A 21,598-nucleotide genomic window follows, 5' to 3' on the forward strand; every position below is an offset into this window, starting at 1 on the left:
TCAGCCCTGAAGCTGCCTTTTCAGGAATCCCAGCGTGCGTTCCCAGGCCTGAGCGGCATCCTCCTCGTCGTAGCGTGCGCCAGTCGGATTGGCGAAGGCATGGTCGGCATCGTACCAGTAGAGCGTCAGATCCTGCCCGGCCTCGTCCATACGGCTGGCGAAGGTTTCCACCATTTCCGGCGTGATGGATTGGTCCTGCCGGGCAAAGTGGCCGAGCACCGGCCCCTCTAGCTGTTCCAGCTTATCGACCGGGCGGTCCACGTTGCCGTAGTAGATGACCGTCGCATCCACCGGTCTGGCAATGGAGGCATTGAGCGACCAGGCGCCGCCGAAACACCAACCGACGGTGGCCACCTGTCCGGTGCCGTCGTCATGCTGCTTCAACCAGTCGGTCCAGGCGGTCAGGGTTTCAGTGGCCACCTCTGCGTCCACGGCCTGCATAAGGCTGCGTGCTGTTTCACTGTCACCGGCTTCGGCAGCCTCGCCTCCATAGAGGTCGACGGCCAGGGCCAGATAACCCTGTTCGGCGAATTCGGCGGCCATGGTCTTGATCTGGTCGTTCAGCCCCCACCATTCGTGAATCAGCAGGACGGCGGGCGCCGGGGTTTCGGCCGGCCGCGCCAGGGAAGCGGTGACCTGGTTACCGTTGGACAGGGTCAGGGAGACTTCTTCCAGGCTGTTCGCAGCGGCCCGCGCCAGCTTCGGATCGGCAAGCACATTGGCGAGACCCGTGGCCAGGGGTGCGGCTGCCAGGCCTTTCAGAACGGTCCGGCGCCCATATCCGGTGCCTTCCGGTCCCCGAGGCGGTGTCACGTAAAGCGGTCCCTTCATCGCACAGCTCCTTTTATGTCAGGAAAGCGAAAACAAGCTCAGCATAGCACGAAACTGTGTGTCCAGGACGCAAAGGGAAGTGTTCCCAACGCAAAAGGCCCGCCGGAGGCGGGCCTTTGCATAACGCGTTCCTGCGCGCCGGAAGATTCAGGCAGCAGAGCTTTCCTTGGCGGCTGCTGCGCGGACAATGCGGCGCTTGATCTTGACGGCTTCGGCGCCGAGCTTGCTGTTGGGCGTGCCCAGCAGATAGGCATCGAGCCCGCCCTTGTGCTCGATCGTGCGGATGGAAGAGGTCGCCAGACGCAGGGGCACCATGCTCGCCAGCGCATCGCTGTAGAGTGAGGTTTCCTGCAGGTTCGGCATGAAGCGACGCCGTGTCTTGTTGTTGGCGTGGCTTACATTGTTGCCGCTCTGGACACCCTTGCCGGTGAAGGCGCAACGTCGTGCCATGATCTCGGTTCCGTTTCGAAGTGATCGGTTGAAAAGACTTGCGCCGGAGAGAAACCTCTCCGGGCGCGCAGCTGCCTTCTACGCAAGCCGGCGCGCGGCGTCAAGCCCCGCGCTGGCCCTGCGGCAGAGAATCGGAATCAGATATGTTCCTCGATCCACGACTGCAGCTGGTTCTTGGGCAGGGCGCCGACCTTGGTGGCACTGACCGCTCCGTCCTTGAAAAGCATCAGTGTCGGGATGCCGCGCACGCCGTACTTGGCCGGTGTTGCGGGATTCTCGTCGATGTTCAGCTTGGCGACGGTGATCTTGCCGTCCAGCGCCTGTGCAATCTCCTCAAGTGCTGGAGAAATCATCTTGCAGGGGCCGCACCATTCGGCCCAGAAATCGACGACGACCGGGCGGTCCGCCTTAAGGACATCCTCGTCGAAACTGCTGTCCGTGACCTGTGTGGTAGACATGAGCATACCTCGTTTTCTGGTGGTCCGGGATTCGCCCGGCTGACTTGGCGGAAGTATTGGCGCCTGTGAGCGGAAGCGTCAAGGCGCATGACCCGACAGCGATTCGGCCGGCAGTTCCATCAGGTTCGGGCCGTCTGTCCAGAGCAGCGCACAGCGTATCCTGCGGTCGGGATAGACTTCCGACAGCACTTGGGCATAGGCGGCCATCTGCCGCAGGTAGGCCGTTGGCACCTGGTCCGGGGTAAGCGGCGGCGGCCGGTTGGTCTTGTAGTCCAGGACCAGGATCTCTTCCGTCAGAACGGCCATGCGGTCGATCTGGCCACTGATAACCCTGGTGTGACCGGCGCTTTCGAGCAGGCCGGTGATGGGCACCTCGGCGCGGCTGTTCGGGCCGAAGAAATCGGCAAATCCGGGATTGTCCAGGACCGCCAGGGTTTCCTCCAGGATCGCCCGGCGCTCCGTTTCCTCCAACCCGAAGGCGCTTTGTCCCAGGAAACTCAGGCCAGCCGGCTCACGCTCGGCCGGGGCAAGCTCGGGCAGGTGCTCCAGAAGACTGTGGACCAGGCGCCCGTGCCGGAAGATGCGCCCAGGACTGCCCTGCAGAGGCGAGCGGGGCGCAGGGTCATCCTGCGCCGGACGCGAAGGCGTCAGGGGCCGTGGCGGTTCGGCCTCGACAGGCGGCGGGCGCAACATCCACTCGGGCAACTCCGCCGAGGGCCGTTCGCGACCTGGGCTATCCTGGGTCTGGTCGGGAGGCGCCGTGCCGGGGGTGTCGAGGCGCCAACCCGAGCCGCTCCAGCCATTGTCGATCTCCGTGCTGAAATCGAAGGTGACCGCCTTGGCGCCGGCGGCTTGCATGGCGGGTTCGACCAGTTTGTACCAGCAGGTTTCGGGTGTCGTTCGCTGTGTTTCCCAGCCGCAGATATAAAGGCGGTCCTCGGCCCGGGTCAGGGCCACATAGAGCAGGCGCCGGTGTTCCTCCTCTGCCTGCTGTTCGGCCGTTTCCAGGGCCGTGCGGCAGTGTGCATCGGCCATGGACTTGCGCGGCAGCCAGACCGGAAGGCTGGGGCCTTGCGGTTGGTCCAGCCACAGCAGGTTGGGGTTTGGCTTGGTGTACTGCATGGTGTCGGGCAGGATCACGATGGGGGCCTGCAGGCCCTTCGCGCCATGCACCGTCATGATGCGCACGGCGCCGCCGTTGCTTTCCAAGTCGCGCTTGATCTCGCGCTCGCCCGACTCCATCCAGTGCAGGAAGCCTTGGAGCGAGGGCGTGTATTCACTTTCATAGGCCAGCGCCAGAGACAGGAATTCCTCCAGCGGGTCCGCTGCATCGGGCCCAAGGCGGGCCAGCAGGCGCTGCCGTCCGCCACGGGCCAGCAAGTCGGCATAGAATTCGTAAGGCGGGCGATAGTCCGCTTCCGCCAGGAGCTGTTCCAATGTGTCCCGGGCGGCTTGCAGTTCGGCATCTTCCTTGGCGACGCGACGCAGCTGGCGCCACAGGCTGCCCTGCCCAGGGCGATTCCAGGCCAGCTGGAAGAGCTGCTCTTCGCTGAGACCGATCAGGGGGCTGCGCAGCACCACGGCCAGGTTCAGGTCATCCTCGGGCAGCAGCAGGAACTGGCCCAGGGCCATCAGATCCATGACCGCCATCTGGTCGGTCAGGACCATGCGATCGACGCCGGCCACTGGCACGTTGCGGGCCTTCAGTTCGCGCACGAGCTCGTTCACGAAGGCGTTGCGCCGTCGGACCAGCACCAGGATATCTCCCGGTGCCACGGGCCGTGCGCGGGCCTCCAGCCAGGCCTCGTCGCCCTCCCTGACCGAGCCGGCCGGTGCTGTCCAGCGCTGGATGCGGCTTGCCAGCAGGCTGGCCAGACGGGCGCGGGGCTGGTCGTCTTCCTGACGATTCAAGGGCAGATCCCAAGGCGAATCGCTTTCCTGTTCGCGCGGGCTGACCGCCGGCCAGAGCTCGACGCGTCCCGCCTGGCCCACGCGCACGGCATCGTGTGGCAGCCAGCCGCGTCCGAAGGTGACGCCGGCGTGCATGCTTTCGCTTTCGAAAACGGCATCCACCAGATCCAGTACCGCCTGGCAGGAGCGAAAGGAGTGGATCAGGTCCACCGAGGCCCAGTGCTTCCGGGCGGCGCGGGCGCGTTCTGCGAAATAGGCCTGCATGCGGGCAAAGGCCGCCGGTTCGGCACGCTGGAAGGAATAGATCGACTGCTTGGCGTCCCCCACGGCGAAGACCGTGCGGTTGTCCAGGCCGGCCGCCGTTTCATGGCCGCTGTCGCCGGCAAAGAAGTCGGCGGTGATCAGGCGCACGATTTCCCATTGCTCGGGGTTGGTGTCCTGAGCCTCGTCGACCAGGAAGTGGTCGATGCCGCCGTCCAGCTTGTAGAGCACCCAGGGCGAAATGCCGGGACGGGACAGCAGGTCACGGCTTTTCAGGATCAGGTCCTCGTAATCCATCAGGCCGCGCAGGGCCTTCTCGCGCTCGTAGGTATCCAGGATGCGCAGGCCCAGCTGCAGCAGGGCCGAAGTGGATTCGGCCACGCGCAGGGCGCGTATGGACTCCTGCAAGGCCTCCACGCGATGGGCCTCGCTTTCCAAGCTGCCTGCCGCTGTCGGCAGGATGGCCAGGGTCTCCTTGTGGGCCAGTTTTTCGCGCAGTGTCCCTGTCGTCGTGAAGAAGACGCCCAGATAGGTTTCCCAGTCGCGGGCGCGCGACTCGGGAGGTTGTGCCAGCCAGGAGGCGAGGACTTCGCCGCGTTTGGCGTCGCTCTTGCTGCCGGCCATCAAGGCATTGGCCACCTGGCGCAACTCGTTGGCGGCGAAGGCTTCGTCGCGGCAGGCCGATTCCAGGAAATCCTTGGATGCCCCCTGCCCCTCAACCTCGAGCGCACGGGCCACGGCTGCCAGCAGGGCCTCTTCCGAGCCCAGATCCGCCAGCAGGCGCGCCAGGCGGTCACGCTCGCGGATCAGGTTGTTCACCAGGCCCTGGAAGTCCTCTTCGCCCACCAGGGCCGTGATCTGGTCGATTGCGTCCGACAGCGCGTCTTCGCCAGGCTGTCCCAGGGCCGCCAGGACCGCCTCGCGTGCCGCGTTCAGCAGGTCGTGCTGCCCGCGTTCCTCGACCAGCCGGAAGTGCGGCGCAATCCCGGCCTCCAGCGGGAAGCGCCCCAGCAGGGCCTGGCAGAAGCCGTGAATGGTCTGGATCTTGATGCCGCCGGGGGCATCCAGGACGGCCGCGAAGAGTTGACGCGCACGCAGAAGCAGGTCGGGCGCCGGCCGGTCGTGCCCCAGCGCATGCAGCGCTTCTTCCAGCTTGTCCGGCGTGGCGGTGGCCCAGTCCTTCAGCGTCCGGGCCAGGCGGATGCGCATCTCGGCGGCGGCTGCCTTGGTGAAGGTCAGGCAGACGATGCGGTTGGGTGGTGTCCCATCCAGCAGCAGGTTCAGCACCCGGTCGGTCAGCACCTTGGTCTTGCCGGTCCCGGCCGAGGCGGTCACCCAGGCGGAACTGCGCGGATTGGCCGCCTGACGCTGGCGTTGCGAGGCGCCTTGCGCGCGCTGCTGGCGGTCCTCTGCAACGGCATTGCTTGTGGTTCCACTGCTCATGTGCACCCGCCTTTCATGTCCCCTCGCTGCTGCTGGCCCATTCCTTGAGGCGCGCAAGATGGCTGTAGTCATTGTAGCGCAGCGCGAAGGAAGGGCGCGGCCGGGCATGATAGGCCGTCTCGGGGTTCTGAAAGGCCGCGACCAGACGCTCCAACCCCTCCAGGGCGGAGCGAGCCACGTCCGCCAGTGTTTCGTCCTTGGGGGAGCCGACCTCCAGCTCCGCACCGGCCGCCTCGGCGCCGCTCAGCCGCCAGAAGACCAGGGCCTCCACAGGCCCGGCGGGAACGCCCTGGAAGCCGCCAGCCTGGGCTATGGCCGCCTCCAGGGGAAGCTGGGGCGCGATACCTGTATGGACGGCCTTCTTCGATGGCAGGCCGCCGGTCTTGTAGTCCAGCAGTGCCAGGCTGCCGTCCGGTGCGCGTTCGATGCGATCGGCCTTGGCGGTCAGCCGGAATCCGCCCGGCAGATCAAGGCTGCCGCTGACCTCTGCCAGAATCTCTCCCTGTCCCAGTTCGGCGCGGCGTCTGGCCTCGGCTTCGGCCACCCATTGGGCGATGCGGCGGAAGCGTGGCATCCAGAAAGCGTAGAGTCCGGGCCAGGCCCGGAAGTGTTCGAATTCCTCCGCGCCGATCGCCAGCAGTTCGCCCACGGGATCCTGCGGCAGGTCCTGCGGCCACCTGCGGACAAAGCGCTCAAGGATGCGGTGGATCAGCGTGCCGCGCTCGGCCAGCGAGGGATCGGCGTCCAGCGGGTCCAGGGGCTTCAGGCGCAGGATCTCGCGCGCGTAAAGCGCATAGGGATCGCGCAGCCAGGTTTCCACCCGGGTGACCGAAAGGCGGTCTGGACGGGCATCAAGCGGCGGCCGGGGCGCAGGCGGGTCACAGGCGTGCACCTCCGCCGGCCGGTCGACCTCCGCCACCCAGTGTTGCAGGCGTGCAGAGATATCGGCAATGGCCTGGGGCCGGCCCAGGCTTTCCAGGCAGGCCTCGAGCCGCAACAGCCAGCGCGACGGAACAGTGGGCGAGCCCTCGACACGGGTGGAGCGAGACAGCACCACTTCGGGGGCACAGAAGGCCTGCGCGAAGTCGTGGGCCGACAGGCCAATGCGCCGCTCCAGAGGGGGCAGGCCGAACGTGCGGCGCATGGGGCGGCTGAGCCAGGGTCCGGGTTCGCTCTCCGCCGGCCAGGTGCCCTCGTTGAGGCTGCCGAGGATCAGCAGGTCGCGGTGCAGCAGACGGGCTTCCAGCGGGCCCAGAATGGACAGGCGCGGATGTCGCCCGAATCGGGGCCGTACCACCCGGCCGCGCAACAGGCTGTCCAGCAGGGCGGGATAATCGCCCGGTCCGAAGTCCGGCGCACGCTCCACCGCCTGGCGCAATTCGGCAACGAAGTCGGCCGCCGCCTCACCCGCTTCGCCGGCCCAGAGCTGCTGGTCCTCTTCCGGTGCGGGTCCGGTGGCCAGGTATTCGGCGAAATGCAGATGCGCTTCGAGGACGCCAGCCAGGTCGCCGCCCCCGCGCCGCGCCTCCTGGCAGGGGCGATAGGCAGCCGACAGGCTGTCCAGCCATTCTGCCAGGGCGGTGCGTTCGCCGGCTTCCAGCTCGCTTTCGTCCAGGGCGGCCTGGAGCCCCTGGAAGCCGGGAGCGGGTCGCGGACCGCGCAGAACCGCACGTTCCAGACGGCGCAGTGTCTCACGGAAATGACCGGGGGGCTGCCCGCCCCGGGCCAGGGGATGCTTCAGGGCAGACAGCAGCGCCAGCGGGGCGCAGTCCTCCTCGATCAGCGCCGCCGTCAGCCGCAGGAACTGTCCCGGGGGCGTCAGTGCCAGGGGCTGGCCGGCCGAATCGTCGATGTCGATGTCCCAGCGCCGCAGTTCGGCCGCCACGCGCCGTGCCAGGTTTCGGTCGGGGGTGACCAGGGCCGCGGTCTTTTCCGGTGTTTCCAGGGCCTCGCGCAGCAGCAGCGCGATGGCCAGGGCCTCTTCCCCCGGACTGCTGCAGGACAGGCGCTTTACATCGGCAAGGGCCGTGGCGGGGTCGGGTGCCGCCGGCTGGGTTCCGTCAGCTGCATGGCCAGCCTGCCACAGCTGGGTCGTTTCGGCGGGCAGCAGGGCCTGGGCCACCAGCCGGCGGCGTTGCCGTGCCGCCTGTGGTGCATCCCGGCCGGTCCAGGGGGCAACTTCGCTGCGCTCGATCCCAAGATTCTCCAGAAGCTGTGCCAGGCCATATTGCGGATGGGTGGGATCCTGGCCGATCCAGGACCAGACCGTGTCACTGCAATCCTCGTCCAGACCGGGCAGGATGACCTGCCCCTGCGGCAGGGCGGTTATGGCTTTCAGCAGCTCGGCCGTGGAGGGGATCGAGCCGGTGGAGCCGGCGGCAATCACGGGGTCCTGCGGCGGCCGATCCTTCCAGAGGGCGATGCGCCGTTCATGCAGGCGTCGACGACGTTCGGCCGGCCCGATGCAGCCCTCGTCTGCCTCGATCTGCGGCCAGTGCTCGGTGACCAGCCGCAGGAAATCCAGGGTTTCCTCCCAATGGGCGGCCAGTTCCTGATCCACCAGACCATCCAGGCCAGAGAAGTCCAGGCCCTCTGTCTGGACCTGATCGAAGAAGCGCGCCAGCTCACCGGCCAGTTCAATGGCGCCTACGTCCTGTGGGGCGGTTCCGGAGGCTGCGGTCGTGCCCATCTTCCGCCACCGCCAGGCCTGGACCAGGCGGGCCAGCATCAACTGGCGCGTCAGTCCGGGCAGGGCCGGTGGCAGGTCGAAGGCGCCCTCGTCCGCGGAGTCTCCCTCTTCGGCCAACAGGATTTCCTCGGGATCCAGGTCTCCCAGCGGCATCATGCGCGGCAGCAGCAGGGCGCGGCCGCCGGAGTGACGCAGGAAAGCCTCCTGCAGGCTGCGCACGGCGCGGCGTGTGGGCAGCAGCAGTGTGACTCGCGAAAGGGTCAGGGGTTCGTCAAAACGCTTCAGCAGGCCGTCGGCCAGGGCATCGACGAAGGAGATTTCCGGCGGGATGGTGGTGACGCTGGCCGTGGGTGCGGTCATGGTCTACACGACGGGTTCGGGACGTGGCTTGCCGAGTTCGTAGGAGAGTTCCTGCTCGGTTTCCGCGAGCAATTCCGGCGTACCCACGTGGAACCAGAGCCCGTCGTGGCGCAGGCCGTAGAGGCGCTGGTTCTCGATGGCACGGTCCCAGAGCCGGTTGAGCGAGAAGGCGCCCTCGGGCGCGTTCTCGAAAAGACGCGGATGCAGGATCTGCAGGCCGGTGAAGACGAAGGGGGCGACTTCACGTTCGTTGCGCCGGCGGACCTGTCCATCCGGAGCCAGGGTAAAGTCCCCCTGCCCTTCGTAGCCGAAGGCGAGCGCGGCAGAATGCAGCAGCAGCAGGGCATCCATCCGGCTGTCGTCCCAGAAACTGGCCAGCCGCTCCAGGGCGGGCCGCAGGCCGTCCAGCCAGACCACGTCGCTGTTGGCCACATAGAAAGCCTCGGCGCCCAGCTGCGGCAGGGCGTTGGCGATGCCGCCGCCGGTGTCCAGGATTTCGGTCTCTTCGGAGAAGAAGATCTCCGGCCGGCTGCGGCCGGCCAGGTGCGTGCGCAGCATGTCCCCCTTGTAGTGCAGGTTGACGACGGCCTCCTTCACTCCGGCAGCGGCCAGGCGGTCCAGCACACGGTCGATCATGGGACGGCCGTGAACCTCGATCAGCGGTTTCGGGCGTTCGTCGCTCAGGGGGCGCATGCGTTTGCCGTATCCGGCAGCCAGCACCATGGCGCGGGACGGGGAGCGTGGATTCATGTGGATACTCCGGTAACAGCGGACTTCAGGTTGGCGGAGTGCCGGGCGGAGGCCGGCACCTGTTCGTCGAACCAGACACGCAGGGCGGCCAGGTCCGGGCGGGACAATTCCTCCTCCAGCAGGCGCCAGAGGCGCGGCAGGTGGGCGAGATAGCGCGGTTTGCCGTCGCGCTGTGCCAGGCGGGTGAAGATACCGATGATCTTGGCATTGCGCTGGGCCCCCAGGATCCAGTAGGCGCGTTCGAAGCTGACCCTGGGCCATTCGGGGCAAGCCGACAGGTAGCGCTCCAGCGCGCGCGCCTGCAGGCCGGCCGGCACATCCCGGCGCGCATCGCGCAGCAGGGAAACCAGGTCATAGGCCGGCGGGCCGATGACAGCGTCCTGGAAATCCAGCAGACCGCAGGCGGCCGGGCCATTGCGTCCAGGGAGGATCATCAGGTTGTCCACGTGATAGTCACGCAGGACCAGAACGTGGGGCAGGCTGTCGTCCTGCAGCACAGGTTCCAGAAGCTCCTGCCAGAGCGCCAGGTAGGTACGGCGGGCCTGGTCCGGCAGGCGTATGCCGGCTGATGGCAGGTACCAGTCTATGAACAGGGCCGCTTCATCCAGCAGCTTCTGCAGATCGTAGGCCGGCAGAGTCTCCGGTTTGGACGAGTCCGGCCAGCGCGTGTGAAGGGCGGCCAGCGTGTCCACGGCCAGGTCGTAGAGCTGTGTTTCGCTGGCCCCCTCGTCCAAGACCCGCGTGAAGGTGCGGTCGCCGAAGTCCTCCAGCAGCAGGAAGCCCTGCTTCAGGTCCCGGGCCAGGCAACGCGGCGCGCTCAGCCCCAGTCCCACCAGCTGCTCGGCGATGCGCAGGAAGGCCTCGGCATTCTCCTTCTGGGGCGGCGCGTCCATCAGGATCGCCGTTTCCCTGGAGCCGAACACGCGGAAGTAGCGCCGGAACGAGGCGTCGGCGGCCAGCAGCTCCACCTGCGCACCGGTCCAGCCGGCCTGCTGCAGGAAGATCTGTGCGGTCTGCTCCCGTTCCGCCGCGCTTGCCTGCATCATGCCGCCCCGCTGGCCAGGCGTTCCGTCCAGCTGCCGTAAGGCGTTATCCGGGCTTCGCGCCGGCTTTCGCTGTCTCCATGGCTGAACTCGATCTCGAGTCGCGAGGGCGGAAGAGCATGGCCCAGGCGTTCCGGCCACTCGATCAGGGAGACTCCTTCCCCCAGGGCTTCCTCCAGGCCCAGTTCCCAGACCTCATCCGGACTTTCCAGGCGATAGAGGTCGAAGTGCCAGACATCCAGGCCCCCGCCCTCCTGATCGCCGCCCTCCTGATCACCGCCCTCTCGGTTGCCGCCTTTCAGATAACCACGGTGATAGGTCTGAACCAGGGTGAAGGTGGGGCTTGGCACCTCCTCGACCGGCCCGGGCAGGGCATTGATGAAGGCGCGCGCGAACACGCTCTTGCCGGCGCCCAGCTCGCCGGACAGCAGGAGGACGTCGCCGGGCCGCGCCAGGGCAGCCAGTTCCTGCGCCAGGGCCCTGGTGGCCGCTTCGCTGTCCAGTGGTCTCGCTGCGCGCTCCGTCACCTGTCCTCCCGGGAGTCGTTTTCCCTGGTGCGCCGTCACCGCCCTTTATACAAGCCCGGCGCGCGACGACAACGTTCGACTGAAACAGGCCTGACGTGGGCCTTGCAAGAGGACAATGCTGCGGCCATGTTAGCCGCGCTCCAGGGTAATCGCTCAGAAGTTTCGGGATAATCTCATGTCGGAAGCACCAGCGCGCACGGACGTGGCCATCGTGGGGGCCGGTCCCGTGGGTCTCTTTGCCATATTCGAATGCGGCATGCTGAAGATGCAGTGCCACGTGATCGACACGCTGGAGGTGCCGGGCGGACAATGCGCGGCGCTCTATCCCGAGAAGCCCATCTATGACATCCCCGGCTTTCCGCGCGTTGGCGCAGCCGAACTGATCGAGCAGTTGCTGGAGCAGGCGGCGCCCTTCGAACCGGTCTATCACCTGGACCAGCGCGTCGAGAAGCTGGAGCGGACCGGCGATTGGTGGCGCGTGACCACCTCGCGCGGGAGCGTGGTGGAGGCCAAGGCCATCATCCTGGCCGCCGGGGTCGGTGCTTTCGGACCCAATCGCCCACCCCTGGAGAACCTGCGGGCCTATGAGGGCACATCGGTTTTCTATTACGTGACCAAGCCCGAGGATTTCCGGGATCACAGCGTGGTGATCGCCGGCGGCGGGGACTCGGCGCTGGACTGGTCGATCCTGCTGGCCGACATCGCGCGCAAGGTCTATGTGGTTCACCGCCGTGCCAAGTTCCGCGGCGCACCGGATAGTGTGGCCAAGCTGCATGCCCTGGCCGAGGCGGGGCGGATCGAGCTGGTGGTTCCCTATCAACTGCACCGCCTGGAAGGCCATGACGGCGAACTCCAGGCCGTGGTCGTGCGGGATTTCGATGACGTGGAGCGCCGCCTGGAGGCCGATCGTCTGCTGCCCTTCTTCGGGCTGTCCATGGACCTGGGGCCGATCCGCGACTGGGGCCTGGACCTGGACCGCCAGACCCTGACCGTGGATCCCTTCACCTGCGAGACCAACCTGCCCGGCATCCACGCCATCGGAGACGTGGCCAGCTATCGCAACAAGCTGAAACTGATCCTGAGCGGATTCTCGGAGGCTGCCACCGCCGCCCATGCCATCCATCCGCGGGTCCATCCCGATGAGGAACTGCATTGGGAGTATTCCACGACCAAGGGCGTGCCCGGCCGGGCGTAGGTGCTGGATCGGGAGCTCAGTTGCCCTCGGCTTCAGACAATGACTACAGGGTCCCGGCTTCAGGCCGGGCCGCTGTTGCCGTCTGATGAAGACGTGAAACGCTGCAGCAGGCGGTTGGCAGCCGCTTCGGCCGATCCGCCAGGGGGCAGCGCATTCTGCAGGGCGGCTTGTGGGAGCGCGGCCTGAGGATCGGCCGGGTCCAGGGGCAGGTGGCAGGTGACCGAGGTGCCCCTGTCGACCTCCGAGGCCAGTTCCACCCAGCCGCCGTGCAGTTCGATCAGGCTCTTCACCAGTGAGAGGCCCAACCCGGCCCCGGCGCGTTGGCGTCGGTTCTGGGACAGGCGGCCGCGCTCGAACTGGCCAAAGATGCGCGACTGCTCCTCGGGCGGGATGCCGATGCCGTTGTCGGTGACCGTCAGCAGGATTTCCTGGTCTTGGCGTTGGGCCTTCAGGTGGATCGTGCCACCGTCGGGCGTGAAGCGGAAGGCATTGGACAGCAGGTTGAACAGCGCCTGGCGTAGGCGCTTTTCGTCGCAGTAGAGGGCGTCCAGCCCCTCTTCGCAGTGAATCTCCAGCTTCAGCTCGCGCAGGTGCGCGCGTTCGCGCCAGAGCGCCTCGACGGATTCCAGCAACCGGTTCAGCTCCACCGGCTTGCGGTCGAGCTGCAGGTAGCCGGCCTCGATGGAGGCCAGGTCCAGGATGTCGTTGATCAGCGCGATCAGCCGTTCGGAGGATTCGACGATGGCCTGGGCATAACCCTGCTGGCGCTCGTTCAGGGGGCCGAAGTAGCAGTTCTGCAGGATTTCCGCGAAGCCGATGGTGGCGTTGAGCGGCGTGCGCAGCTCGTAGGAGATGTTGGCGATAAATTCGGATTTCAGGCGGTCGGCTGTCTCGAGCGCCTCGTTGCGTTCGCGCAGCGCACGCTCGACACGGGTGGAGTCGGTGATGTCCACATAGGCGAAGAGGCTGGCGCCGTCGGGCAGGGCCACCTGGGACCATTCGACAATGGAAGCGTCGGCGCGCTCCAACTGGCCGTGGTCGGTTTCGGGCTCCGTGGCGCGGGCGACCATGTGCTCCAGGTAGGTCTGCCAGCCTTCCTCGGGCAGGTCGAAATAGCTGCGCCAGGCATGGATGACATCGCGCACATGGGGTTGCTCGCCCAGCCAGTCCAGGGAGAGGTTCCAGATCTGGGCGAAGGCGGGATTGTAAAGCTTCAGGCGTCCGTCGGCACCGAAGACGGCCACTCCTTCGTGAAGGTTGTCCAGCGTTTCGCGCTGGACGTCCAGCAGGGTGTTGTAGGTGCGCTCCAGTTGCAGGCGGTCGGTCACGTCCTCATAGGTCAGGATGACACCGCTGGAGGGGTGCGGCGTCATGGTCACCCTGAGGGTCGTGCCGTCCGGCAGGTGAATCAGCTCCTCCGCAGGCTCGAGCAGGGTCTGGTAGTTGCGCAGGAGCTGACGTTTATAGCTCGAGAAATCGGCCTGCTCCGGCAGGCGGCGGTGTTCGCGCAGCCACTCCAGCAGGTCGAAGAGATGCGGCTTGTCCGCCAGGAAGGAATCGTCCAGGCGCCAGATCCGGGCATAGGCCGTGTTGTAGAAATCCAGGTGCATGTCGGCGCCATAGATGGCGATGCCGACACCCAGGTGCTCCAGCAGAACCCCCTGCGCCTCCTTGTAGCGCTGGAAACCGACCTCGAGCGCCTCGACTTCAGTGACATCCCGGGCATGGCCCAGCAGGCTGCCGTCTGCAAGCGGGGTTTCCATGACCTCCATCAGGCGCCTTTCCCCGCCGACAACAATATGGAAACGCTTGGCTTCCGACTGGTTGCTCTCAAGCGCCCTCTGTGCCAGCTGCCGGGCCTGGGCACGGTCGGGGTCCTCGACCAGTTCCGTGCCCTCGCGCAGAACCTGCTCGAAAGACTGCTCGACCGCCAGAAGATAAGCCCGATTGCAATAGGTCAGGGTCAGGTCATCGCCGCGCTGCCAGACGGGCAGGGGCAGGCTGTCCAGCAAGCCGCGCAGGGCGCGTTCACTGGCCCGTGCCGTGCTGCGCTCGCTTTCCGTGGCGGCGAGCAGCTCGTTCAGGTTGCCGACCCGGCGTTCCATGGAAGCGCGACCACTTCGCAGCTCCTGCGTGTCGCGCTCAAAAACGACCTGCTCTTCCTGCAGCTGACGTCGGCTGCGCCAGAGCAGCCAGGCCAAAACCAGGATAACCAGGACAGCAACCGCAAGAGCCGGAAGCGCGAAGGGAGTCATTGAATAGTTCCCAGGCGAAGGGTCCCCGGGCGCCGCCAATGCTTGGCGTGTCCATGGTGCAGGAAGGTCATGACGCTTTGCGCCCCGTACGGTTGTTTCACGAAGATTGCTGCCCTTTTCTCCCGAAACTGCGGGCCAAGTCTAGGAACATGCAAATCAACGAGCAAGAACAGGCCACAAACTTGCCTGACAGGTCCCGGAAATGACATGACGGGAAAATATGGGTCATGGAGCGGGCAAGATCTTTCCGTCCGTTTTTCTTTGCTGTCAGGCTGTGCTAGAATCTTGCAGCTTTTTCAAGGACTGTCTGGGCAGTTTTGAGCGCGCAGTCTTCCTGTAATCGACAGAGCTCTGGGGGGAAGTGATGGCAAAGTCGTTTCACGCGCAGTGGTCATCGCGCATGACCTTCATCCTGGCGGCCACGGGGTCGGCCGTGGGCCTGGGCAATATCTGGCGATTTTCCTATCTTGTGGGAGACAGTGGCGGTGCGGCCTTCGTGCTGGTCTATTTGCTCTGCATTGCCCTGGTCGGCCTGCCGATCCTGGTATCGGAGTGGATGATCGGGCGGCGTGGCCAGAAGAACCCGATCAACAGCCTGGCCGAGCTGGCCCGCAAGAACGGCAGCAGCCAGGCCTGGATCCTCGTGGGCGTCAGCGGCGTGCTGGCCGCTTTCCTGATTCTATCCTTCTACAGCGTGATCGGCGGTTGGTCGCTGTCCTATACGCTATCTTCGCTGACCGGTGATTTCAGCGGCCAGGATGCGGCGACCATCGAGGGCCTGTTCGGCGCGCTTCTGGAAAGTCCCGGCATGCTTATGCTGTGGCACACGATCTTCATGGCCCTGGTCCTGGGCATCGTGGCCTTCGGCGTGAACCAGGGCCTGGAGAAGGCGGTGCGCCTACTGATGCCGGCACTTGTGGTGCTGCTGGTTGTCCTTGTGATTTACGGCATGTTCAGCGGACACTTCGGCGAGGCTCTGGCCTTCATGTTCGCCCCCGACATGAGCGCGTTCACGGGGGACGTGGTCCTGGCCGCCATGGGACAGGCTTTCTTCACCCTGTCTCTGGGCATGGGCATCATGATCTCCTATGGCTCCTATCTGGGGCAGGAGGTGAAGCTTCTGGGCGCGGCCCGCACGGTCATCATCCTGGACACCGTGATCGCGTTGCTGGCCGGCCTGGCCATCTTCCCCATCGTCTTCGCCAACGGCCTGGATCCCAGCGAGGGGCCGGGCCTGATCTTCGTGACCCTGCCGATTGCCTTCGGCGGCATGACGGCCGGCTGGCTTCTGGGCCTGATCTTCTTCCTGCTGCTGACCTTTGCCGCACTCACCTCGGCGATCTCACTGCTGGAGCCGGTGGTCGAGTTCCTGGAGGAGCGCAGTCCGTTGTCACGCGTTCCCGCAACTGTGGTTGCATCCTTTGCGATCTGGGGCCTGGGCGTTGCCGCCCTGCTGTCCTTCAATCTCTGGGACTTCACGGTGCTCTTCGGGCTCAACATCTTCGATCTGCTGGATACCGTGACGGCGAAGATCCTGCTGCCGCTGACCGGCCTCGGCGCCGTGCTCTTTGCCGGCTGGGTGCTGAGCCGCGACAGTGTGGCGAAGGAACTGGGCCTGAGCGGTGGCGCGGCCACGGCTTGGAACGTCGCGGCGCGCTTCATCGCGCCGATCGGCGTGATCCTGGTGTTTGTCTTCAATCTGGTCGGGTGAAGTCTGGCTTGTGGGGTGGTGTTGGGCGCCGGCCTGTCAGCTGCGGCAGGCCGGCGCTTCCCCGTAGAGTTCGGGATCCAGTGCGCGGATCCGCGGCGCCGTCCCGCAGAGCGGGCAATCCGGGTCGGCCGGCAGGGTGATGGTCTGGAACCGCGTTGCCAATGCATCGTAAAGCAGCAAACGCCCTGCCATGCTGTCGCCCATACCCAGAATTTCCTTTACCACTTCTGCGGCCTGCAGGCTGCCCATGACGCCGGGCAGCATGGCCAGCACGCCTACATCGGCACAGGAATCGCGGCCGGCTTCCGGCTGCTCGCCGTAAAGACAGCGATAGCAGGGGTTCTGCCGACCGTCGGGCCCGTGGCCCAGATGGCTGCGGAAGGTGGCAAGCTGGCCATCGAAACGCATGATGGAGGCCGAGACCAGGGGGCGGCCGACCAGGTGGCAGGCGTCGTTCACCAGATAGCGGGTTGCGAAGCTGTCGCTGCCGTCAGCCACCAGATCGTATTGCGCGATGATCTCAGCCGCGTTCGCGGCGGAAAGGCGTGCATCGTGGGTGTTCAGCGTGACTTCCGGGTTCAGCGCCCGCAGATGTTCGGCGGCCGATTCTGTCTTCGCCTTGTCGATGTCGGCGGTGGTGTGGATCACCTGGCGTTGCAGGTTGGACAGGTCCACCCGGTCATCGTCGATGACGCCCAGCGTGCCCACGCCGGCGGAGGCCAGATAGAGCAGCAGGGGTGAGCCCAGACCTCCGGCACCGATCACCAGGACCTTTGCCTGGACCAGCCGGGCCTGGCCCTCCTCTCCGATCTCGTCCAGGACCAGATGGCGGGCGTAGCGGTCAATCTGGGCGTCGGTGAAATCCATCGCGAGTCCTTTGGCCTCTAGGGCAAATCGTGGTTTCAGGGAATCTGTTTGCGATCTATTAAGCCATGTGATTTTGCTCTACCACATTGAAGTTGGAGTGCCTTGCGCCTTCTGGTTCGCACAGAGGACGCTCTTTTTTTGGCCACTGTGCTAACCGCCATCCTCCACGGCAAGTCCTTCGAGCAGGGCGGCGAGCGTCTGATGCAGCGCCTCGGCATCGCCGCCGGCTTCGATCACCAGCGCCGCACGGTCATATGCGGCGCCCAGAAGCGCTGCCAGCGCTGCCGGCGGCAGCCTGCGGATTTGGCCCGCCTGCATTGCTGCGATCAACCCCTCGCGCAGGGTCCGGTTGCCGTGAGCCTCATCGATTTGGTCCATCGTTGCCTGTCCGAGTACGGCCGGTCCGTCCAGCAGAAGCAGGCGTGTGCGGCCAGGCACCGCCATGGCCTCCAGAAAGGCCTCGCCGCCTGTCAGCAGCCCCTGAAGTGGGGTTGTGGAGTTGACCGAGCGCGCTTCGATCTCGCCGGCAACCTTTCTCGCCTCCTCCACCACCACGGCGTGGAACAGGCTCTGTTTATCCGCATAATGATGATAGAGCGCGCCCCGCGTCAGGCCGGCCCGAGCAACGATCTCAGGTGTGCTCGTCTCGGCATAGGATTTTTCCACGAAGAGCTGTCTTGCGGCGGCGATGAGCCTCTCGCGTGTGGCGGCGGTGCGTTCTTGGTTGGTGCGCCGGCGGCTTTCTTGCATACATTCAGCCTGTATGTTAATTGATACTTTCATACATATTGTATGTAACTGCTTCTCAGGAGGAAAGCCCCATGAAGACGACCAGTTACTATCCCGTTATCATGACGGAAGATGTCGCGGAAACAGCGCGATTCTATCAGACGCATTTCGGTTTCGAGGTGCAGTTCGACGGCGGTTGGTACGTGCATCTGCAATCATCGGAGACGCCGAGCGTCAACCTTGCGATCCTCGACGGCTCTCATGAGACGATTCCGGCCGCGTGGCGTGGCCGCGTGTCTGGGCTGCTTCTCAATTTCGAGGTGGACGATCCGGATGCTGAATATGTGCGTGTCCAGGCAGCGGGGCTTCGGATACTGCAAGAGCTGCGCGACGAGGCGTTCGGGCAGCGGCATTTCATTACCGTCGACCCCAATGGTGTCATGATTGACGTCATCAAGCCGATTCCGCCCACGGCTGAGTTTGCCGCGCAGTACAGCGACCAGGCGCTGCCGAAATAGCGGCCTATCAAGATCAAGATCAGGCTTCTGGATCAAGTCTGGGGTAGGCTCTTGGCTGGTCCAGTGGAGCGCTGAGCCGCAGGATCAACATAACCGTGCGATCTAGGGCGCCCTGTCAGTTCCGCGCCCACGTCAGGCCAGGAAAGCGCCATGCTGTACGCTTAGAGAAAACGGCCAGATACCATCTGGCCGTGGTCACCATCGCTGCTCCAATTCCATCATGGATCAGGTGTCTGTCCAGACGATCTAGAGCCCCTCGAAGAGTTGCGTGGACAGATAGCGCTCGGCCATGGAAGGCAGGATGGCCACCATGGCCTTGTCGGCATTCTCGGGACGTTCACCCACTTCCAGCGCGGCAGCCAGGGCCGCGCCCGAGGAGATGCCCACGGGCAGGCCCTCTATCGCGGCGGTCTGGCGCGCCGTGCGGAAGGCCGTGTCGTTGCCGATCTTGAGCACCTCGTCGATCAGGCTGGTGTCCAGGTTGCCCGGCACGAAACCGGCGCCGATGCCCTCGATCCGGTGCGGTCCCGGCATGCCGCCGGACAGGACGGCACTGTCCTCGGGCTCGACGGCCACGATCCGCAGGTCCGGATTGTGCCGGCGCAGGACACGGCCGACACCGGTCAGCGTGCCGCCGGTGCCCACGGAGCTGACCAGAATATCCACCTTGCCGCCCGTGTCGGTCCAGATCTCCTCGGCCGTGGTGCGCATGTGGATCTCCGGATTGGCCGGGTTGTCGAACTGCTGCGGGATGACGGCATCGCCGATTTCTTTCAGAAGGCTATCCGCCCGGTCCAGAGCGCCGCGCATGCCCAGTGTGCCATCGGTCAGTTCCAGTTCGGCGCCCAGCAGCTTCAGCATCTTGCGCCGTTCGGTGGAGCTGGTCTCGGGCATGGTCAGGATCAGCCGGTAGCCCTTGGCGGCGCAGGCGAAGGCCAGTGCGATGCCGGTGTTGCCGCTGGTCGGCTCGATGATGGTGGTGTTGGGGCCGATCTTCCCGCTGGCCTCCAGTGCCTCGATCATGGCGACACCGATGCGGTCCTTCACCGAGCTGAGCGGATTGAAGAACTCGCACTTGCCAAGAAGGTCGGCCCGGCAGCTCCGGGCCTCCATCAGGCGTGACAGGCGTATTAGCGGTGTGGCCCCCACGGTTTCGAGCACGGAGTCGTAGATGCGCCCCCGGCTCTCCGGCGGGGGTGTGCTGGAGGCTCCAGATTTCGGCGCACTCGGTGTATCCATTGCGACAGTCCGTTAACGGTGGCAAGTGGTTGGGGTCAGATGGAAAAATCGGTGACCACGGGTGTGGCCTGGCTGCGGATTCCGGCTTGCCGAGCCTGGTTGCAGAGGTCCTCCACCGTGATAGAGTCCAGGCGTTCCATCATGTCGTCCTGCATCTGGACCCAGATGGGGCGGACCACGGCTTGGCCCAACTCCGAGCCCTCCTCGCCATCGCCCAGTTCTATGCCACCCTCCAGTTCGCGCACGATGCGCACGATGTCCCCGATGGCAATGTGTCGTCGCTCGCGCGCCAGGCGATAGCCGCCGCGCGGGCCACGCTGGCCGGCCAGAATCCCGCGATGGACCAGCACCTGCAGCACCTGCTCCAGGTAGCGGCGGGGAATGCCCTGTCGCTCGGAGATGTCCGAGGAACGAACCGGTGCCGCGCCGGCATTGTAGGCAATGTCCACCACGGCCTCGATGGCGAAGAGCAGTTTCTTGGAAAGACGCAGCATCTTCGATTTATCCTTTTGTCACTTCTGTTGCGCCAGGACTCCGTTTCACGGTGTTCCTATCCTGTCTTGGCAGGGCTTTCCAGCCCAGTGGAGCCGAAGCCGCCGCTGCCACGTGATGTGGTTTCCAGGCTGTCGCTTTCCATCCACTGTGCCTGGCAGTGCCGGGCAATCACCATCTGGGCAATGCGTTGACCACGTGTGATCGTGAAGCTTTCCCTGCCCAGATTGATCAGCAGCACCTTGATTTCCCCGCGATAGTCGGCGTCGATGGTGCCCGGACTGTTCAGCACCGTGACCGCATGCCGGAACGCCAGGCCCGAACGCGGGCGCACCTGGGCCTCCAGTCCGCTCGGCAGGGCAATCGACAGGCCGGTCGGCACGGCTGCCCAGTCGCCGGGCGCGAGTTCCAGGGGCTGCTCGACCGCGGCCGGCAGGTCGACACCGGCGGCGTGTTCCGTGGCGTAGCTCGGCAGCGGCAGGTCAGCCCCATGGGGCAGGCGTTGCAGGGGAATCTTCTGGCTGTCGGTCATTTCTGCTGTCCGTCCTGGATTGGCTCCGGCATGCGGCTTTCCTCCTCTGGTTTGCCCTCGAGGGCTTGGGCGATGCGGACAGCCAGGCGCTCGGCCACACCTTCCTTGCTGGTGCGCGGCCAGTCTTCGCGGCCCTGACCGTCGATCAGGATGATGCTGTTGTCCGGACCGCCAAAGGTGCCGCTTTCCGCCGAAACATCGTTGGCCAGGATCCAGTCGCAGCCTTTGCGGTCGCGTTTGGCGGCCGCCTGCGCGGCGACGTCCCGGGTTTCGGCGGCAAAGCCGATCACCAGCCTGGGCCGTTGAGCACCTGCCTTTGACAGCTGCGCCAGGATATCCGGGTTTTCACTGAGCTGCAGGGCCGGCAGGCTGCTTCCGTCCTTCTTGATCTTCTGCGTTGCCTCTTCGCTTGCGCGCCAATCGGAAACGGCGGCGGCGCAGACCGCGATATCCACGGGCAGTTCAGCCTGGCAGGCCTGCAGCATCTCGCGGGCCGACTCCACATGGACGGTCTTGACGCCCGCGGGATCGGGCAGCTGCACCGGCCCGGTGACCAGCGTGACGGCGGCGCCCTGATGGGCCAGGGCATGGGCAATGGCGTGACCCTGCCGTCCCGAGGAGCGGTTGGCGATATAGCGCACCGGATCGATGGGCTCGTGGGTCGGGCCACTGGTCACCAGTGCGCTCAGGCCCGACAGGGGGCGCGGCATATTGAAATGCTCCGCGACCGCCGCAACGATGGCGTCGGGTTCCGCCATGCGGCCGGGACCGTATTCGCCACAGGCCATTTCGCCCTCATCGGGGCCGACGATCAGCAGACCGCGGCGCTTCAGGCGGGCCAGGTTCTCCTGGGTGGCCGGATGTTCCCACATGCGCACATTCATGGCGGGCGCGGCCAGCACCTCCTTGTCCGTGGCCAGCAGCAGGGTCGAGGCCAGGTCGTCGGCTAGGCCGTTGGCCAGCTTGGCCAGCAGGTCGGCGCTGGCCGGAGCCACGATCACCAGGTCGGCGGCACGGCTGAGCTCGATATGGCCCATCTCGGCCTCGTCGGTCAGCGAGAAGAGCGCCTGGTAGACCCGTTGGCCGCTGACCGAGGCCAGGGACAGGGGCGTGACGAACTGTTCGGCGGCCGCCGTCATGACCACGCGCACCTCCGCCCCCTGTCCGCGCAGCCGTCGGACAAGGTCGGGAGTCTTGTAGGCGGCAATTCCGCCGGAGACGATGAGAAGCAGACGTTTTCCCGAGAGCATCTGACCTATATGGTAGTAAAACGCCTTCACGTCAGGGGCGTATGGGGAATTCACGTTTCCTGAGCGTAATTCTGTCGATTGTGCTGC

At 65.6% G+C, this 21,598-nt stretch carries 18 protein-coding genes; 3 read left to right on the forward strand and 15 right to left on the reverse strand.

The features are described from left to right. The 8 genes from G502_RS0107470 to tsaE all read right to left on the reverse strand — a co-directional run bounded on the left by G502_RS0107470 (position 1) and on the right by tsaE (position 10,723). A complete protein-coding gene (locus tag G502_RS0107470; RefSeq protein WP_022728041.1) occupies positions 1-831 on the reverse strand; it encodes a dienelactone hydrolase family protein in 831 nt (276 codons plus the stop codon). 147 nt (positions 832-978) lie between these two features. Continuing rightward, positions 979-1,281, reverse strand: a complete 303-nt coding sequence (gene rpmB, locus G502_RS0107475; RefSeq protein WP_022728042.1) for a 50S ribosomal protein L28 — start codon at positions 1,279-1,281, stop codon at positions 979-981. A gap of 137 nt (positions 1,282-1,418) precedes the next feature. Next, positions 1,419-1,739 carry a thioredoxin TrxA gene (gene trxA / locus G502_RS0107480; RefSeq protein WP_026989195.1) on the reverse strand — a complete coding sequence of 107 codons (321 nt, stop codon included), beginning with the start codon at positions 1,737-1,739 and terminating at the stop codon, positions 1,419-1,421. Positions 1,740-1,817: 78 nt separating this feature from the next. After that, complete coding sequence (gene addA, locus G502_RS19190) at positions 1,818-5,354, reverse strand: double-strand break repair helicase AddA (protein WP_022728044.1); 3,537 nt, start codon at positions 5,352-5,354, stop codon at positions 1,818-1,820. 13 nt (positions 5,355-5,367) lie between these two features. Further along, entirely contained in the window at positions 5,368-8,403 is a 3,036-nt protein-coding gene (gene addB, locus G502_RS0107490; RefSeq protein WP_022728045.1) for a double-strand break repair protein AddB, read from the reverse strand. A 3-nt stretch (positions 8,404-8,406) separates the two neighbouring features. Then, entirely contained in the window at positions 8,407-9,153 is a 747-nt protein-coding gene (locus tag G502_RS19195; RefSeq protein WP_022728046.1) for a nucleotidyltransferase family protein, read from the reverse strand. After that, positions 9,150-10,199, reverse strand: a complete 1,050-nt coding sequence (locus G502_RS19200) for an aminoglycoside phosphotransferase family protein (RefSeq protein ID WP_022728047.1) — start codon at positions 10,197-10,199, stop codon at positions 9,150-9,152. The genes G502_RS19195 and G502_RS19200 overlap by 4 nt, the downstream gene beginning before the upstream one ends. Continuing rightward, a complete protein-coding gene (tsaE, locus tag G502_RS0107505) occupies positions 10,196-10,723 on the reverse strand; it encodes a tRNA (adenosine(37)-N6)-threonylcarbamoyltransferase complex ATPase subunit type 1 TsaE (RefSeq protein WP_022728048.1) in 528 nt (175 codons plus the stop codon). The genes G502_RS19200 and tsaE overlap by 4 nt, the downstream gene beginning before the upstream one ends. 175 nt (positions 10,724-10,898) lie before the next feature. Between tsaE and G502_RS0107510 the strand changes: the two genes are divergently transcribed. Next, positions 10,899-11,918 (forward strand): NAD(P)/FAD-dependent oxidoreductase, encoded by a 1,020-nt coding sequence (locus G502_RS0107510; protein ID WP_022728049.1) that lies wholly within the window; start codon positions 10,899-10,901, stop codon positions 11,916-11,918. Positions 11,919-11,977: 59 nt separating this feature from the next. Here G502_RS0107510 and G502_RS19205 read toward each other — a convergent pair whose 3' ends face one another. Next, a complete protein-coding gene (locus tag G502_RS19205) occupies positions 11,978-14,173 on the reverse strand; it encodes a sensor histidine kinase (protein WP_022728050.1) in 2,196 nt (731 codons plus the stop codon). Positions 14,174-14,537: 364 nt separating this feature from the next. Here G502_RS19205 and G502_RS0107520 point away from each other — a divergent pair, with 364 nt between their 5' ends. After that, entirely contained in the window at positions 14,538-15,884 is a 1,347-nt protein-coding gene (locus G502_RS0107520; protein WP_026989196.1) for a sodium-dependent transporter, read from the forward strand. Between the two features lie 36 nt (positions 15,885-15,920). Here the strand turns inward: G502_RS0107520 and G502_RS0107525 are convergent, their stop codons facing one another. Beyond that, entirely contained in the window at positions 15,921-16,751 is an 831-nt protein-coding gene (locus G502_RS0107525; protein WP_022728052.1) for a HesA/MoeB/ThiF family protein, read from the reverse strand. 150 nt (positions 16,752-16,901) lie between these two features. Beyond that, the gene (locus G502_RS0107530; protein ID WP_022728053.1) at positions 16,902-17,501 is read right to left on the reverse strand and encodes a TetR/AcrR family transcriptional regulator; all 600 of its coding nucleotides are present in this window, start codon (positions 17,499-17,501) and stop codon (positions 16,902-16,904) included. 71 nt (positions 17,502-17,572) lie between these two features. On the opposite strand from G502_RS0107530, the gene G502_RS0107535 reads away from it, so the two are divergent. After that, positions 17,573-17,998, forward strand: coding sequence for a VOC family protein (locus G502_RS0107535; RefSeq protein ID WP_022728054.1), 426 nt, complete (start codon positions 17,573-17,575; stop codon positions 17,996-17,998). Positions 17,999-18,244: 246 nt separating this feature from the next. Here the strand turns inward: G502_RS0107535 and cysK are convergent, their stop codons facing one another. Genes cysK through coaBC form a run of 4 tightly spaced genes read right to left on the reverse strand, consistent with a single transcriptional unit; the run spans position 18,245 to position 21,511 of the window. Next, positions 18,245-19,237 (reverse strand): cysteine synthase A, encoded by a 993-nt coding sequence (gene cysK / locus G502_RS0107540; protein ID WP_022728055.1) that lies wholly within the window; start codon positions 19,235-19,237, stop codon positions 18,245-18,247. 35 nt (positions 19,238-19,272) lie between these two features. Further along, entirely contained in the window at positions 19,273-19,731 is a 459-nt protein-coding gene (locus G502_RS0107545; protein WP_022728056.1) for an RrF2 family transcriptional regulator, read from the reverse strand. Positions 19,732-19,787: 56 nt separating this feature from the next. Continuing rightward, on the reverse strand, positions 19,788-20,261 hold the full coding sequence (gene dut / locus G502_RS0107550; protein ID WP_022728057.1) for a dUTP diphosphatase: 474 nt from the start codon (positions 20,259-20,261) through the stop codon (positions 19,788-19,790). Further along, the gene (gene coaBC / locus G502_RS19210) at positions 20,258-21,511 is read right to left on the reverse strand and encodes a bifunctional phosphopantothenoylcysteine decarboxylase/phosphopantothenate--cysteine ligase CoaBC (RefSeq protein WP_022728058.1); all 1,254 of its coding nucleotides are present in this window, start codon (positions 21,509-21,511) and stop codon (positions 20,258-20,260) included. The genes dut and coaBC overlap by 4 nt, the downstream gene beginning before the upstream one ends. Positions 21,512-21,598: the final 87 nt, after the last annotated feature.

Source organism: Fodinicurvata sediminis DSM 21159, from assembly GCF_000420625.1.
GTDB classification, from domain to species: domain Bacteria; phylum Pseudomonadota; class Alphaproteobacteria; order Kiloniellales; family DSM-21159; genus Fodinicurvata; species Fodinicurvata sediminis.